This is a genomic window from Deinococcus psychrotolerans (genome assembly GCF_003860465.1).
Classification (GTDB): domain Bacteria; phylum Deinococcota; class Deinococci; order Deinococcales; family Deinococcaceae; genus Deinococcus; species Deinococcus psychrotolerans.
In genome coordinates this window covers 81,653-95,947 of record NZ_CP034183.1, presented here as the reverse complement: position 1 = coordinate 95,947, position 14,295 = coordinate 81,653, and the positions used below count along the sequence as shown (strand labels likewise).

At 56.8% G+C, this 14,295-nt stretch carries 16 protein-coding genes; 6 read left to right on the top strand and 10 right to left on the bottom strand.

Going from position 1 to position 14,295, the window contains the following annotated elements:
• Window positions 1-67: 67 nt before the first annotated feature.
• Together EHF33_RS00500 and EHF33_RS00495 are read left to right on the top strand one after the other, a co-directional pair.
• Entirely contained in the window at window positions 68-658 is a 591-nt protein-coding gene (locus tag EHF33_RS00500) for an NUDIX domain-containing protein (protein ID WP_124867132.1), read from the top strand.
• Between the two features lie 7 nt (window positions 659-665).
• Window positions 666-1,580, top strand: coding sequence for a bifunctional riboflavin kinase/FAD synthetase (locus tag EHF33_RS00495; protein WP_124867131.1), 915 nt, complete (start codon window positions 666-668; stop codon window positions 1,578-1,580).
• Between the two features lie 49 nt (window positions 1,581-1,629).
• Here EHF33_RS00495 and hpf read toward each other — a convergent pair whose 3' ends face one another.
• The gene (gene hpf, locus EHF33_RS00490; protein ID WP_124867130.1) at window positions 1,630-2,184 is read right to left on the bottom strand and encodes a ribosome hibernation-promoting factor, HPF/YfiA family; all 555 of its coding nucleotides are present in this window, start codon (window positions 2,182-2,184) and stop codon (window positions 1,630-1,632) included.
• Window positions 2,185-2,357: 173 nt separating this feature from the next.
• On the opposite strand from hpf, the gene EHF33_RS00485 reads away from it, so the two are divergent.
• The gene (locus tag EHF33_RS00485) at window positions 2,358-2,951 is read left to right on the top strand and encodes an MOSC domain-containing protein (protein WP_124867129.1); all 594 of its coding nucleotides are present in this window, start codon (window positions 2,358-2,360) and stop codon (window positions 2,949-2,951) included.
• An 86-nt stretch (window positions 2,952-3,037) separates the two neighbouring features.
• Here the strand turns inward: EHF33_RS00485 and EHF33_RS00480 are convergent, their stop codons facing one another.
• From EHF33_RS00480 to EHF33_RS00460, 5 genes are all read right to left on the bottom strand, one after another.
• Entirely contained in the window at window positions 3,038-4,168 is a 1,131-nt protein-coding gene (locus tag EHF33_RS00480; protein WP_124867128.1) for a bifunctional 3-deoxy-7-phosphoheptulonate synthase/chorismate mutase, read from the bottom strand.
• 102 nt (window positions 4,169-4,270) lie between these two features.
• Window positions 4,271-5,044, bottom strand: coding sequence for a twin-arginine translocase subunit TatC (gene tatC / locus EHF33_RS00475; RefSeq protein ID WP_124867127.1), 774 nt, complete (start codon window positions 5,042-5,044; stop codon window positions 4,271-4,273).
• 14 nt (window positions 5,045-5,058) lie between these two features.
• The gene (gene tatA / locus EHF33_RS00470) at window positions 5,059-5,226 is read right to left on the bottom strand and encodes a twin-arginine translocase TatA/TatE family subunit (RefSeq protein ID WP_420889948.1); all 168 of its coding nucleotides are present in this window, start codon (window positions 5,224-5,226) and stop codon (window positions 5,059-5,061) included.
• A 210-nt stretch (window positions 5,227-5,436) separates the two neighbouring features.
• Window positions 5,437-6,912 (bottom strand): bifunctional UDP-N-acetylglucosamine diphosphorylase/glucosamine-1-phosphate N-acetyltransferase GlmU, encoded by a 1,476-nt coding sequence (glmU, locus tag EHF33_RS00465; RefSeq protein ID WP_241191191.1) that lies wholly within the window; start codon window positions 6,910-6,912, stop codon window positions 5,437-5,439.
• 111 nt (window positions 6,913-7,023) lie between these two features.
• Window positions 7,024-10,155, bottom strand: coding sequence for a DEAD/DEAH box helicase (locus EHF33_RS00460; RefSeq protein ID WP_124867125.1), 3,132 nt, complete (start codon window positions 10,153-10,155; stop codon window positions 7,024-7,026).
• Window positions 10,156-10,686: 531 nt separating this feature from the next.
• On the opposite strand from EHF33_RS00460, the gene EHF33_RS00455 reads away from it, so the two are divergent.
• Window positions 10,687-11,010, top strand: coding sequence for a hypothetical protein (locus EHF33_RS00455; protein WP_124867124.1), 324 nt, complete (start codon window positions 10,687-10,689; stop codon window positions 11,008-11,010).
• A gap of 342 nt (window positions 11,011-11,352) precedes the next feature.
• Window positions 11,353-11,496, top strand: a complete 144-nt coding sequence (locus EHF33_RS20965) for a hypothetical protein (protein WP_164473366.1) — start codon at window positions 11,353-11,355, stop codon at window positions 11,494-11,496.
• A 62-nt stretch (window positions 11,497-11,558) separates the two neighbouring features.
• Here the strand turns inward: EHF33_RS20965 and EHF33_RS00450 are convergent, their stop codons facing one another.
• From EHF33_RS00450 to EHF33_RS00435, 4 genes are all read right to left on the bottom strand, one after another.
• Window positions 11,559-12,098: a hypothetical protein gene (locus tag EHF33_RS00450; protein ID WP_124867123.1), complete on the bottom strand. Its 540-nt coding sequence runs from the start codon at window positions 12,096-12,098 to the stop codon at window positions 11,559-11,561.
• Between the two features lie 12 nt (window positions 12,099-12,110).
• Window positions 12,111-13,037, bottom strand: a complete 927-nt coding sequence (locus tag EHF33_RS00445) for a hypothetical protein (RefSeq protein ID WP_124867122.1) — start codon at window positions 13,035-13,037, stop codon at window positions 12,111-12,113.
• Between the two features lie 325 nt (window positions 13,038-13,362).
• Window positions 13,363-13,659, bottom strand: a complete 297-nt coding sequence (gene nadS, locus EHF33_RS00440; protein ID WP_124867121.1) for a NadS family protein — start codon at window positions 13,657-13,659, stop codon at window positions 13,363-13,365.
• On the bottom strand, window positions 13,656-13,973 hold the full coding sequence (locus tag EHF33_RS00435) for a type II toxin-antitoxin system RelE/ParE family toxin (RefSeq protein ID WP_124867120.1): 318 nt from the start codon (window positions 13,971-13,973) through the stop codon (window positions 13,656-13,658). Before EHF33_RS00435 ends, nadS begins: the two co-directional genes overlap by 4 nt.
• A 117-nt stretch (window positions 13,974-14,090) precedes the next feature.
• Between EHF33_RS00435 and EHF33_RS00430 the strand changes: the two genes are divergently transcribed.
• On the top strand, window positions 14,091-14,291 hold the full coding sequence (locus EHF33_RS00430) for a YwbE family protein (RefSeq protein WP_124867119.1): 201 nt from the start codon (window positions 14,091-14,093) through the stop codon (window positions 14,289-14,291).
• Window positions 14,292-14,295: the final 4 nt, after the last annotated feature.

Here is a 14,295-nt window from a genome sequence, read left to right as displayed (position 1 = left end):
CGGGCCACAGCAACGTCAAGCGCTGTGGCCCGCTTTATTGCTCTCCCCCGCCTGCTAAACTCCACTCATGTCAGATCAGAGCGGCACCAAGAGCATTTACAGCGGGCGAGTCGTCAGCCTTGAAGTGCAGGACGGCAAATGGGAGATCGTGCGGCACGCTCCGGCAGTTTCCATCTTGCTGCAAAACGAGTCGGGTGAGCTGCTGTGCGTCAAGCAGTTTCGTCACGCCGTCAATGCCTATACCACCGAAGTTCCCGCAGGCCTGATCGACGCGGGCGAAACCCCCGAAGCCGCTGCCCGCCGCGAGCTGCAAGAGGAAGCCGGCCTCGACGCCGATATGACCTTGCTGACTCAATTTTACTCCAGCCCCGGCTTTAGCGACGAGGAACTGTTTATCTTCAAGGCCACCAACGCCCGCGAGTCGCGCTTGGAGATGGACGAAGACGAGGACATCGAAGTGGTGTGGCTCAGGCCTGAAACGATCTTGAGCGGCCTGCGCGACGGCTCCATTAAGGGTAGCGCGGCCACCGTCACCGCCGCGCTACTGGCCCTGACAGGTGCGCCGCCCGCCAGCGGGATGGGCGCAAAGGTGGATCAGCAAGGCGGGGATCAACAGGGACGAGGGCAGGAAGGCAAAGGGCAGGAAGGGCGGCACTGACTTGAGCGTGACCAACCTCAAAACCTACCTCTCTCCCAGCCAGCGCCCCGACACCGAGACGGTGGTGGCTGTCGGTTCGTTTGACGGCCTGCACCTCGGCCACCAAGCGCTCCTGGCCCGCCTCAAGGAACGCGCCCGCCATTACCACGTGCCGAGCGTGGTCTACACCTTCGACCCGCCCACCCGCGTCTTTACGCAGGGTGTGGAATTTTTGTCCACCTTGCCGGAGAAGCTGGAACTGCTCTCGCGCTACGGCATCGACGAAGTCATTGCCGTGCCATTTACAGCCGAGTTCGCCGCCCGGCCCAAGACCGATTTTCTGGATGATCTGCGGAGCCTGCGCCCACGCTCGATCGTGGTGGGTGAGGACTTTTATTTTGGCAAGGGCCGGGAGGGCAGCACCGAGGATTTGCGCCAGGTCAGCCGCGACGTGATCGCGCTGCCGATGCACAGTCTGGGCGGTGAGGACATCAAAAGCACCCGCATCCGCGAATTTCTGCGCTCCGGCAACGTGGAGAGCGCTCAGCGCTTTCTGGGCCGCCGCTACAGCGCTCAGGGCGTGGTGGTGCAGGGCGATCAGTTGGGCCGCACCATCGGCTTTCCAACGGCCAATGTGCAAGTCGCCGGGGGCAAAGCGCTGCCCCGAGGTGTCTTTGCGGTGCGGGTGCAGGTCGAATCTGGCGGAACCAGCCAAACGTACAGCGGCATGGCCAACATCGGCAGCCGCCCCACCGTCAGCGGCCTCACGCTGCGCTTTGAAGTCAACTTGCTCGACTTCGAGAGCGATTTGTATGGCAAAGAACTGCAAGTCAAGTTCTTCCACTTTATCCGCGCGGAGCAGAAGTTCGGCGGCTTGGACGAACTGAAAGCGCAACTGAAACGGGATCAAGACGCAACACGGGAGCTACTCAAAGACAGTTAGGGCACCTTGTTTCAGATGCCCCAACTCTTTTGCCGCTTACCGTTTCAGGTCAGCTCGGCTCAATCAGTCCGTAGTGGCCGTCTTTGCGGCGGTAGACCACTCCGCAGGAATCGGTGGTCATGTTCAAAAAGACGTAAAAGTCGTGGCCGAGCGCTTCCATTTGAGTCACGGCGTCCTCGGCAGACATCGGGCGCATATCGAAGCGCTTTTGCCGCACGATCTCAGGGTTAAATTCGCTGACATCGTCACCGCTGCTGTCAGCCTGCGCAGGCGCTGCAGCGTCAAGCGTCGCGTCGTTGCGGTGGCGCATAATTTTGGTTTTGAACTTGCGCAGCTGCCGCTCCAACACGTCACCGGCCTTGTCGATGGCGGCGTACATGTCGGCGTTGTGTTCCTCGGCGCGGATAATGCCGTTGGGCACGTTGAGCTGAACCTCGACCCTATTGCGGCGTGAAGCGTCCCGTACGTCTCTGACGGTAAGGGTCACGCGGGCGTCGGTAATCTGACCGTTAAATCGGTCGAGCCGCGTCAGCTTACTCTCCACGTAGTCGCGCAGGGCGTCGGTCACGTCAACATTGCGTCCGCTCAGCTTGTAGATATGCACAAAGTCACCTCTTTACCGGCCAGAAGCAGAAGTAAAAACTTGGGTTGTGGGCGCTCTGCCGGTGAACCTATGATAAGCCCAAAGTCATGAGAGCGTCAGGTGAAATGTCACGCCAGAGCCTCAGCCAAAGCGGGTACTGATCGGCGGCGAAATGTGACACAATGAGCAGGTTAATGAACAGCCGTCACAGTGAAGGTCGCAACGGAGACGCTCCTGTTGGGCAGGTCAGGGCCGTCAGCCGGAGCGGCGCACATGAGTTCAGCAAGCCGCTGCAGCCGAGCATCCGTTTGCTGGCGGGCCTCGGGGTGGAGGGGGATGCCCACAGCGGCGTGACGGTTCAGCACCGCTCACGCGTGGCCGCCGACCCGTCGCAGCCCAATTTGCGTCAGGTTCATTTGCTTCACGCCGAACTTTTCGAAGAACTGGCCGCGCAGGGATTTGAGGTCAGTGCCGGGCAACTCGGTGAAAATGTAACGACATTGGGGCTGGATTTGCTGGCGCTGCCCGTCGCTACGCGCCTGCATCTCGGCGGCGAAGCGGTGGTGGAAATCACTGGGCTGCGAAACCCCTGCGCTCAGATTGAACGGTTCGGCGCTGCCCAGCGCTCCGGTCTGCTGGCCGCCGTGCTGGGCAGAGATGATAGCGGCCAGCTGATTCGCAAAGCAGGCGTCATGGGTGTGGTGCTGCGGGGCGGCGAAATCAAAGCGGGCGACGACATCCGGGTGGAGTGGCCGCCGCAGCCGTGGACAAAGCTGGACTGGGTCTGATTTACGGTTCTCCCGCAGGGGGCGAAACCCAAAGCCCAAAACACTAGGAGAGAGCAGCGCCCCCTCCTCTCTCCCCCATTCGCTAATCAGCTCTTGACGCTCAACACACCCATCAGCGGCTTGATGGCGGCGTCAAAGGCTTCGTAGCCTGCGAAATCGAGTTGCTGCTCGTTGTCGGAGAGGGCAGTGGCGGGGCTGGGGTGGACTTCGACGTGTAGGCCGTCTGCGCCCACCGCCAGGGCAGCCTTCGCCAGCGGAATCAGTAGGTCGCGCCGCCCCGCCGCGTGGGTCACGTCCACGAAGACCGGCAGGTGGGTTTCTTGTTTGGCCAGCGCCACTGCCGAGAGGTCGAGGGTGTTGCGCGTCCATTTCTCAAAGGTGCGAATGCCGCGCTCACACAAAATGACTTGCTTGTTGCCCTCAGCCAGAATGTACTCGGCGGCGTAGAGCCACTCCTCGATGGTGGCGGCGAACCCGCGCTTGAGCAGCACCGGCATTCCGCTGCGGCCCACTTCGCGCAGCAGAGCAAAGTTGTGCATGTTCCGCGAGCCGATTTGCAGGATGTCGGCGTATTCGGCAACCACTTCCACGTCGCGGGTGTCCATCACCTCGGTGACAAACAGCATTCCCTGTTCGCGGGCCGCGCCAGCACCCAGAATCAGGCCGTCGATGCCCATGCCCTGAAAGCCGTAAGGACTGGTGCGCGGCTTATACGCTCCGCCGCGCAAAATCTTGACGCCTTTGGCCGCCAAGAAAGCGGCGGTGCTTTCCATCTGCTCCTCGCCCTCGATACTGCACGGCCCAGCGATGATGATTGGCGGCCCGTTTCCACCGATTCGCACGCCCTTGATGTCCAGAACGGTGTCGGCGCTTTGCTGCTTGCGGCTGACCAGCAACTGCTTTTTGTCGTTGGCTTCTTCCAGATCGAGGCTGGCCCGGAAGATCTCTTTGAAAATAGACTTGAGCGCCGCTGCCGTGAAAGGGCCGGGGTTGACTTCCTCAATGTATTTGAGCTGCCGCTCTTCACGGGCCGGGTCGTAGTGGTGCGGGCGGCCTTCCAGAGTCTTGATGTGGCCGATCTCGGCGGCGAGCTGGGCACGGCGCGAAATCAGGCGAATCAAATCGTCATTGATACTGTCGATCTGGGCACGGAGATCTTCAATACTCGGCAGATTTTGGCCGCTGGCATCCGGCACCGGCAAATCGTTGTGGTTCATCTGTCTAGTCTAAAAAGTGCGCTCCACCAAGATGTGGGGCGCACTAGTCAATTGACAGGTTTTCCTAGACCAGTTTCCGGCGAGGGTGCGAAATAACCGCTCTCAAGTGGGATTGCCTGACTCCAAAGCGTCGCTCGGACGAACCCGGAACACCCGCGAGAGCAGCACGCCGAGTTCGTAAAGCAGGTACAGCGGCGCGGCGGCGATACTCATGTTGATCGGATCGGGCGTCGGGGTGATGATGGCGGCCAAGATCAAGCAGACCAGGAAAGCGTATTTGCGAACCTTGCCGAGCAACATGTGGTTGACGATGCCGATGCGGGTCAGGATGACCGCCAGAATGGGAATCTCGAAACACAGGCCGAACGAGATCAGCAGCGTGATGATCTGGCCCATGTACTGACCAATCGAGAAAATCGCGCCCACCGTACCGCCGAGAAAGTCCACCAGAAACTTGACCATCGGCGGCAGGATCATGTAGTAGCAAAACGCGATGCCAGCGACGAAGCTCAGCCCTGCGCCGACGATGAAGGGGCCGCCGTACTTGCGCTCGTTGGGATACAGACCCGGCGCGATGAACAGCCAGATCTGGTGCAAGATGAACGGCAGTGCCAGCGCCAGCCCGGCCCACAGGGCGATGGTAAAGCTGAAAATAAGCTGCTCGGTTAAGCCAGTGGCAACCAGTTGGAGCTTGTCGGCTTTGTAGAGATTGGTGTAAGTCAGCGGTTCTTTGAGCAGCAAGATGATCTGCGGCACCTTCGTCCAAGCGATGCCCGCCCCGACCACCAAAAACAGCAAGCTGTAAATGATGCGGCGGCGCAACTCTTCGAGGTGATCAAAAATCGGGGCGCTGGCACCGGCATTGAGTTTGGTCATGGCCCGCGCCTTGTTTAGACGTCGCTGTCGCGGCGCGGGGTCACTACAGTGGTGTCCGTGGTGGTGTCTTTGCTGGTGGACTTGAACTCCTTGATGCCCTGGCCGAGGCCTTTGGCAATTTCAGGGATCTTCTTGGCTCCGAACAGCAAAACGACGACCAGTACAATTAAAATGACTTCCATTGGGCCCATAAAACTCCTTTAAACGCTTGGCGCGTGATTCAGTGAGAAGGTCGGGTGGAGCAAAGTTGAACTCGGCAGGGGGGCTTAGAGGTGCTTCTCTAGGTTATACGCGCTCGGCGGCAGGTCAGATGTAACGCTCTGAGCGTAGTGCCCGAACATAAAGGAGCCTTGAAGGTTCACGGCCCCTTTCTAAGCCACCTGAGGGCTTTTCTAGTCTTGCCGCGAGAGCCAGGCCGAGAGCCAGGGCAATTTCTGGGCCACCTGACGCTCCATCCTTTTCCAGTAGCGCAGGCTCCAGCCTCCGATGTTGCGCTGGGTGCCGCGCCCCACCGCCATCGCTCCTTCCGGCACGTCGGCACTGACGGTGCTGCCGCCCGCCACGAACGCCGCGTCTCCCAGAGTCACGGGAGCGATCAGGGTGGCGTTACTGCCGATAAAGACCCCCGCGCCGATCTGGGTACGGTGTTTGTTGACGCCGTCGAAGTTGGCGGTGATGGTTCCAGCCCCAATGTTGCTCTCGGCTCCGATGCTGGCGTCGCCCAAATAAGCCAGGTGGCCCGCTTTGACGCCCGCCGCGAGGTGGCTGTTTTTGACTTCCACGAAATTGCCGATGTGCACGCCCGTATCGAGCACTGCACCGGCACGCAGACGGGCAAACGGCCCCACGTCGCTGCCTTCGCCGACCCGCGCTCCCTCAAGGACGCTGTGGGGCCTGATCTGGACGCGGGCGGCGAGTTGGGTATCCGTCAGGCTGCTGTACGCGCCGATCACGGCTCCCGTGCCGATGTCGGTTTGGCCGCGCAGCACCACACCGGGTTCGAGAATGACATCGGGGGCGATGGTGACGGTGTCTTCGATGTAGGCGGTGGCCGGGTCACGCAGGGTGACGCCCGCCCGCATGTGGCGCTCATTGATGCGCCGCTGCATCAAGCGGGCGAGTTCAGCGAGCTGCACGCGGTCATTGGCTCCCATCACTTCGCTGGGATCGGGAATACAGTAGGCCGCCACCCTCGCGCCCTGCTGATGGTAGAGGGCCAGCAGATCGGTCAGGTAATATTCCTGCGCGGCGTTGTCGTTGCCGATCTGAGCAGCGAGCTCGGGAGCGCGGGCGTCCATCAGGTAGACCCCAGAATTGAACTCGGTCAGGCGCAGTTCCTCGGGGGTGGCGGCTTTTTGCTCCACGATCCGTTCCACGTCACCGCTCTCACCGCGCACGATGCGCCCGTAGCCAGTGGCGTCGTCTAAGCGGCTGGACAGTACCGTCAGGGCATTGTGCTCACTTAAATGAACATCACGCAGGGCGTTCAGCGTCTCCACGCTCAGCATTGGGCTGTCGCCGTAGAGCACCAACACGTCGGCGTCGCCGCGCAGTTTGGCCGCGCCCAGCAAGAAGGCGTGTCCGGTGCCGAGCTGCTCACCCTGCCGAGCGAAACGCACCTCTGGCCCAGCGAGGGCGGCTTCCACCTGATCTGCGCCGTGACCCGTGACCACCACGATGTCGCGTGCCCCCACGTCGCGGGCGGCTTTGACGGCCCAAGCGACCATCGGGCGGCCACACACTTCATGCAGCATCTTGGGCAGGGCCGAGCGCATTCGGGTTCCGGCTCCAGCGGCCAGCACGACCACGTCAAGCGGGCGCTGGGCGACATCAGGAGTCATCAAATCTTCAGATTGAGTTAGGGTCATGGATTGTCAAGCAGTCTACCCGCTCGGCGTGGCCTGCGGGTCAGGGCCGCTTGGAAGGCTGCGTCTGGCAGGTGGCGATCAGCCAGCGCAGCAACACAGTCTGTTCTTCACTCACCCAAAATACCCCAACACATCAATCAAAGTCCTCGCGTAATCATCCACCCTGATGCCGCGTTTCTGAATCTTGAGCGACGGCGGGAAGGTGGTCACTTCTGTTTTGTGCGGAAATTTCTTGAGGCCGCCCGCGTCATAGTCCAGCGCCTTGTACGCGAAGGTGATTTGCAGGTCGGTCATGGTTTCGCCGATGCTCAGCACGCGCCTTGCCAGGGAAGTCAGCCGCAGCTTGGCGAGGTCAATGAAGTTCTGGACTTCGGGGCTGGGCGGGCCAAACTTCTTGCGGAGGTCGCGCTCGACGCGGCTGATGGCCTGCAAGGTGCGGGCCTCCGAGAGCCGCCCGTAAGTGCTGATACGGGCTTCCTCGTCGTTGCCAAAATACTCGGCGTTGAGGCGGGCGCTGATCGGCAAGTCAACGCTGACCGTCGGCGCGGCCTTGAGCGGCTCGCCCTTGAGCTTGGCGACCGCTTCGGCCAGCATCTCGGTGTACACGTCGATGCTGACGGCCTGCACATGCCCGTGCTGCTCCTCGCCCAGAATGTTGCCGACGCCGCGAATTTCCATGTCCTTTTCGGCCAGCAGGTGCCCGCTGCCCAGGTCTTGAAGGTCGGCAATGGCCCACAGCCGCCGCGAAGCGTTCTCGGTCATGCGCGGCGGGAAGAACAGGTAGGCGTAAGCGTCGGTGCTGCGCCGCCCAACCCGCCCGCGCAACTGGTAAAGCTGTGCCAAACCTAAACGGTCAGCCCGCTCAATCAAAATGGTGTTGGCTTCTGGAATGTCCAGGCCCGTTTCTACGATGGTGGTGGACACCAACACATCGAACGCGCCCTCTTCAAAGCCGAGCATGATTTCTTCGAGTTCCTCTTCGTTCATGCGCCCGTGCGCCACGCCAATGCGAGCTTCCGGCACCAGATTACGCAGATACAGGCTGCGTGCGCCGATGCTGGCGATGCGGTCATGAATGTAGAAGACTTTGCCGCCGCGCTCAATCTCAGAGACGATGGCGTCGCGCACCGTCACCGGATCGAAGGGTGCAAGGATGGTTTGAATGGGTTTGCGGCCTTTTGGAGGCGTTTGAATGCTGGACATATCGCGCAGGCCCACCATGCTCATGTACAGCGTGCGGGGAATCGGGGTGGCGGAGAGTGCCAGCGTGTCAATGGCCTTGACGCCTTCCGGAATCTCGATTTTGCCCTCTTTATTGATTTCGGGAAGGCCGCGCATGGCCCGCAGCTTTTCCTTCTGCGAGACGCCGAAACGGTGTTCTTCGTCCACGATAATCAATCCCAGATTCTTGAAGACGATGTCGCTGGACAGCAGGCGGTGGGTGCCGATGATGATGTCCACCTTACCCTGCGCCAGATCGCCCAGGATAGATTTGGCCTGCTTGTCGCCGGTGAAGCGCGACAGCCCTTCCACCCGGACTGGCAAGTCCTTGAAGCGCTCCACGAAGACCGAGGTATGCTGTTCGGCCAGCAGCGTGGTAGGCACCAGCACCGCCACCTGCATTCCCGCGCCCACCACACGGTGAGCAGCCCGCAGCGCCACTTCGGTTTTGCCGAAGCCCACGTCGCCGGAGATCAGGCGGTCAGCGGGGTTGGGAGCTTCCAAGTCTTTGAGTGTTTCTTTGAGAGCCGTCTTCTGGTCTGCCGTCAGCTCGAATTCAAAGTTCTTTTCAATCTGACTTTCCCATTCGGGATTGGGCGCGAAGCTGTTGCCGGGCGTGACCTGGCGGGCAGCGTACTGCACCAGCAGCTTACTGGCAACCTCCTCAGCGTTCTTACGGGCGCGTTCTTTGGCCTTGGCCCAGGCGCTTTTATCGAGGCTGCTCAGCGCGGGCGGGTCGTCGGTGGTGCCGGGGTGGCGACGCAGGGTGGGGAGCAGTTCAATCGGGACGGCCAGCGAGGCTTCATTCTTGTAACTGATGTTGAGGTAATCGCGGGTGACGCCCAGCACGGTGCGGGTTTGCAGGCCCTGAAACTGGCCGATGCCGTGTTCGGGGTGAATCAGGTAGTCACCCACCGCCAGGCCCAGCGCGTCGGTGACGGGTTTGCCGCTGAGTTTCTTGCCGCGCAGCGCCGAGCCGCCCTGAAAACCGTAGATCAAGTCCTCGGTCAGCACGACCATCCGGGCCTGCTCCAAGACAAAGCCGCCCTCGCCGCTGGAGCGCAGGAACCCCAGTTCACCCGCTTCCAGACGCGGCAGATTCAGCCACTTGGGCTCCTTGTTGCCCAGCAATTTCTCGGCCAGGTAGGTAGCGGTTCGGTCATGGCGCACCAGCAGCAGCACCCGGTAGCCTGCCGCCCGCCACTCGTCCACGTCGCGGGCCAGCTCACCGAGGCGGGCGCGGTAATACGGCAGCGTCACCAGGTCGAGCGTGAAATCTTCCAGAATCAGCGGGGCGCGGCCAAAGCTGCTGACTTCGCGGGTCAGGAGGTGCGCCCACAGCACGTCGGTCATCGGGCCAAGTGTGGAGGCATAGAACTCTGGCGCGTCCAGAAAGATTCGTCCGGCGAGGAGTTCTAGGCGGGTGGCGTCCCATTTGACCTCGCTGAGATACTCGGTGGTGGGGGCCAGCGTGAACTGCGGCATCTTTTCACTGGGAAAACCGTCTTGGCTCAACTCGCGCAGGGTGTCGAGTTCATCGCCAAAAAACTCGGCCCGGAGTGCGACGATCTGGTCTTCTTGCGGGTCAGCGGTCAAGTACAAATCCAGGGTGTCGCCGCGCAACACGAAGCCGATCTCGTCCAAGCGGCCATCGATCAGACGCTCGTAGCCGAGTTTTTCTAGACGTGAGAGCAATTCCTCACGCGGATACTGGCGGCCCACTTTGAACATCAGGGCGTGGTCTTCGGGCTTTGCCGGAAACAAATCCATCGCCGTTTGAATGTCCAGCACCACGTGTTCTTTTTTGTCGTCCCACTCGCGTAGACCCGGATTGACGCTGATCGGTGCGCCGAGCTTGCCCGCGCCCTCGTAGAGCGGCAGGCGGTCGGGGGTGGTCAGCAGCACGGCGGGGCCAGCGTGGGCGGCAAACAGCGCGGCGCGGGCCACCTGCGGCAGCAAGATCAGATTGCCCACCGGCACCGTCGGCAGCAGCTTGGAAAGCGAGGGCACGGCGAGAGTCATTAGGGCAGTTTAGCGTCTGGGCGCGGGGTGAAAGTGGCAAGTCTTAAAAAGGTTACCTTGAGACTCAGGGTCAAGACGCCGACACCGAACCCCACCTCAAGCACGTCGCCAAGCCCAAGTAGATGCCTTATAAGACCCTGCTTAAACAGTTCGTCAGCGAGCGGTTGTACGGGGAGGAGAAGCAGTTGGAAAGTAACAAAGTGACGGAACGCATTTATTGACCTTGATCACTTTCTCAATTATCACACCAAAGGCAATATGTTTTAAGATCTTGACGAATCTGAGAAATTTACACGCATAATTTCAGATAAAGAAGAAATACACGATGTAATTAAGGTGGGTTGCTGCAGTTTATGGGCAACATAAAAAATGACATTCTTGAAGAGGGCATAAAAAACGGCACGATAGAAATTATTGACCTTCGTGGTGGGACTTCGCGTTTGCCCAATCCCAAAAAGTAATATCAGGTTGAGGGCGATTGTAAATATCGGGCAGAACAAACCTTTTGATACTAAACAAAGGAGTAGGGCAATGAATTCCGAAAGACTGCTGAAAGACCATAATGGTACCATTGGGATGTTTAGATCTGTTTTTACGGAGACTGTAGGGAGAAATTATAACGATGACCGAATTTTGAGCGTCGAATCTGCAGAATTCTTGATAAAAGCCCATGAGGAGAAAGGGAAGAACTCTTGGTACTTCGAACACTACGAGATCACACAAGAAGAGCAGAATTATTTTGATGAAATCATGCTTGATTATCTAGGTAGCTTGCGTAGTTGGATTCGAGAATCAGCAGAACCAAGCGATGTTGATGCGGGAATAACAACTTTTTTTGCACAAGTCTTTCATTGAGTGAAGCTGAGTGGTGACTTCAAAAGAGGCGTTTGTAGAAGCGGGAGAAGTGATCCGAGCACCGACAGCCATACTCACGCCAATAAAAATCTTCGCTGCGTTTTCCTCGCGTTCCCGTCAAGAGAGATGTCTTCCCGGCGCTGCTTGAGGCCCTTTACGAACAGCGTGCTGATCAAGGCTTGCTCGAGCTCCGCCAGATCTTTATGGACGGAGCTGCAAGTGCCGCCCATAAAGGGGGCCGGATGTTGGAAAGACCAAGAAAGGCAAAGGCCCCAAAGTGATGCTGAGGATGCAAGCCCCTGGCCCGCCCGCCGTCAACCCCGCCAGCCCAAAGACACTTTCATGACCACCCTGCGCCTTGACACAGATACCGAAACCCGCCTCAAGCACGTTGCCAGGCTCAAGCAGATGCCGTATCAGACGCTCCTCAAGCAGTTCGTCAGCGAGCGGCTGTACGAAGAGGAGAAGCGGTTGGGAGTGATTTGATCTATGAAAACTCCAACTTGTTCTCCAGCGAAATGTAAGGTCAAAATCTATATGTAGAAGGGCTAACCATCCTTCGAAGTAGGTCTATCTGTAAATTCAATTTTTTCGCTCATTTGATCTAATATACCACTTGCATCAATACGGACAATGTCTCCGAGAATTCTAACCCCTATCAGAATTCCTACAATAGATATAGTGAAAACGTAGCAAGTTATATAGAAGAGAAACAAAGATGCCGTCAAATTCTTCGGAAATACTGCTGAGAATATTCCAAAAAGTATTGTGCACCCTAACATTACGGACGATCCGCTGAAAACAAAATATATTTGTGAAAAGTATTTTTTGAGAGCACTGAATTTGAATTCAGGTTCAGTAAGTATGGTCGAAAGAACGGTAGTGCCAGCTATAACGAAGCCCGTCAAAGTTGCAGCTATGCCCGATATAGAGAGATAGAATGCAACTCCCTCAGTGATGGTAAACTTGCATACAAAATTGGGATATAGTCTTTGAATCAGTATTAGAGATATGATATATGCTATAGAGACCCAGAAAAGCTGCATCTTAGTTGACTTACCTAGATTCGGTGCAGTTTTTGGTTCCATAGTTTCACCTCTTTACAAATCTGCCTTCCGACTGAGATATTCATTGTAGATTAAATTCAGTACAGCTTTGCTGTCAACATTTCTAGCACTCATTACGTTGCTGGGAACATCGAAACTTATAGAAAATTTGCTACTTAGTAGGTTAATAACCTCGTCGCCCGCTTTTACTTTAGCTTCCTCAACATCACTCAGCGGTTTGTCTGAAATTTCCATTCCGAGAAATTTTTTTATATTTCCCAGTAGTTCATCTATATTAAATCCCCCTTTGCTATGGTATTTCTCCAGACTGATAGATATTCCTATCGAATCTGCTCCAGAAAGCTTGGATAAGGATTCTAATGCCTGTCTCGCATCATTCCCGAGCAAATGTGCGCGTACTAAGGCAGTTTTCTTTATTTTCATCTCGAAAAACTTTATTTTATTTTTTGAACTCTTCTTCTCAATCTTTTCCAATACGCCTTTCCTAAAATGCACATCTATAGATAAAGCGTTGACAGTCTTATTTAACTTCTCCGTTATATAGTATGCGAGCAGGCCCGTGCTTGGAGAGCTTTTGCTCCTATGTATAACTAGCATACAATTGCTGGTGTCTATAAGAAAGTGTGTTTTATCCAATAAATCCCGAGAGATGCTTAGAGGAGAAATAAGTCCTGTGACTGGATCGAACTGATCTGGCAAATTCTTAGATTTGATTGAATAGAAGACTCCGCTAACAATCCTTTTAGTTTTGTCATTGTCTATAACTCTGATGAAGAGAGGATCACTATCTACCTCATCTCGGCATATCAAAATTCTACCTGTAGTATCTGACTTGACTATATCTAAAGAATGTATATCCGTAAAAATATCGTTGATGTCTAACCTATGACTTGCACCGCCAGCTACTACTGGAGAACCATATGCGTTGAACTTAAAAACATATGCTTTTTTTTCCGACATTTCTCTAGTATAGCTATTTGGGGCTTGGGATAAGAAAGCTCCTGTCTTATACGTAAATAACATAATAAAAGAAAATATTACGCGAGAATGCAAGTCGAAACACAATGCCTTTATCCCAACCTACGCGCATGAATGATCCAAAAGTGCCACCAAGCTAACAACCAGTCCACTCTCGGCGTTGTACACCCCACTCCCCTAGTGGATCACTACAGGCATGAGCACGTTTATAGTCTTGAGATGATGAGAAGAATAGAATTCGTTCAGGACGTGAAATCCCTGATTCAGGTTCTTCAGATATTGCATCAGCTGTACCTGTGGTCGTCCACTAGCCCCCACCCAAATTCAAGTCCCTCAAGACTTCTGGGTATTTGTCCACCACGCTCAGCAGCACGCGGGCTGGACCTTCCGGTGTTCGGCGGCCCTGTTCCCAGTTGCGGAGGGTGGCAGTGCTAATTCCCAATAAAGCGGCAAAACGCGGCTGAGATAAGCTGAGGCGCTCGCGGATGCGGGTCACATTGACGGGCTGAAATTCAAAGGTACGCGAAGCGGTTTGCTCACCGCGCAAGATCGCCCCACCTTCCTCCACACTGGCAACCAACTCGTTAAACAATTCGTCATTCATGGATAAGTTGCCTCGATAAGTTTGCGAAGTGCCGCCACCTGACTCTTGGTGAGGTCGGCGGTTTCAGACTTGGGATAGACGTAGAGCATCAGTAGCTGCTGACGAGTCTCAGCGTAGTAATAGATCAGGCGCAAGGCTTTGCTCTTACCCAAGTTGTTATAGCTATAGCGGGTTTTGCGAAGGCCGCCGCCTCCCTGAATCACTTTTCCAAGATGGGGCCGCGCCACCAAAAGGCTTTGAAGTTCGCGGTGTTCGTCGTCAACAAGAAACTGCTGGATACGTCGGGTGAAGACACTCGTTTCAACGATGACCACGCTTGCACTATACGCCAGTGGCGTACGAATCCCAAGCTCCTCAATTGCTTTCACACTTTTCCGAACCGCTGGTTTACTCTCGGCTTTCGTCGGCTAAAAACGGTTTATCCTAACCCCATGACTCCGCCCCGCTCCCTCATCCGCCCCGGCCTGACCGTGGACGTGATTCAAAAGCACCACCAGGCCAGCGGCCAGCTCACTCGCGGCGTGGTGGCGGCGCTGCTGACCAACTCGGCCAGCCACCCGCACGGCATCAAGGTTCGCCTGATTTCGGGGGTAGTTGGACGGGTTCAGGCGCTCGTGCCAGCGCAGGGCTAGCGGC

Bases quoted from the DNA above. Each gene is read 5' to 3' on its own strand.
- EHF33_RS00500 (WP_124867132.1), top strand. From the start codon at position 68: ATGTCAGATCAGAGCGGCACCAAGAGCATTTACAGCGGGCGAGTCGTC.
- EHF33_RS00485 (WP_124867129.1), top strand. From the start codon at position 2,358: ATGAACAGCCGTCACAGTGAAGGTCGCAACGGAGACGCTCCTGTTGGG.
- EHF33_RS00480 (WP_124867128.1), bottom strand. From the start codon at position 4,168: ATGAACCACAACGATTTGCCGGTGCCGGATGCCAGCGGCCAAAATCTG.
- tatC (WP_124867127.1), bottom strand. From the start codon at position 5,044: ATGACCAAACTCAATGCCGGTGCCAGCGCCCCGATTTTTGATCACCTC.
- tatA (WP_420889948.1), bottom strand. From the start codon at position 5,226: ATGGAAGTCATTTTAATTGTACTGGTCGTCGTTTTGCTGTTCGGAGCC.
- glmU (WP_241191191.1), bottom strand. From the start codon at position 6,912: ATGACCCTAACTCAATCTGAAGATTTGATGACTCCTGATGTCGCCCAG.
- EHF33_RS00460 (WP_124867125.1), bottom strand. From the start codon at position 10,155: ATGACTCTCGCCGTGCCCTCGCTTTCCAAGCTGCTGCCGACGGTGCCG.
- EHF33_RS00455 (WP_124867124.1), top strand. From the start codon at position 10,687: ATGAATTCCGAAAGACTGCTGAAAGACCATAATGGTACCATTGGGATG.
- EHF33_RS20965 (WP_164473366.1), top strand. From the start codon at position 11,353: ATGACCACCCTGCGCCTTGACACAGATACCGAAACCCGCCTCAAGCAC.
- EHF33_RS00450 (WP_124867123.1), bottom strand. From the start codon at position 12,098: ATGGAACCAAAAACTGCACCGAATCTAGGTAAGTCAACTAAGATGCAG.
- EHF33_RS00445 (WP_124867122.1), bottom strand. From the start codon at position 13,037: ATGTCGGAAAAAAAAGCATATGTTTTTAAGTTCAACGCATATGGTTCT.
- nadS (WP_124867121.1), bottom strand. From the start codon at position 13,659: ATGAATGACGAATTGTTTAACGAGTTGGTTGCCAGTGTGGAGGAAGGT.
- EHF33_RS00430 (WP_124867119.1), top strand. From the start codon at position 14,091: ATGACTCCGCCCCGCTCCCTCATCCGCCCCGGCCTGACCGTGGACGTG.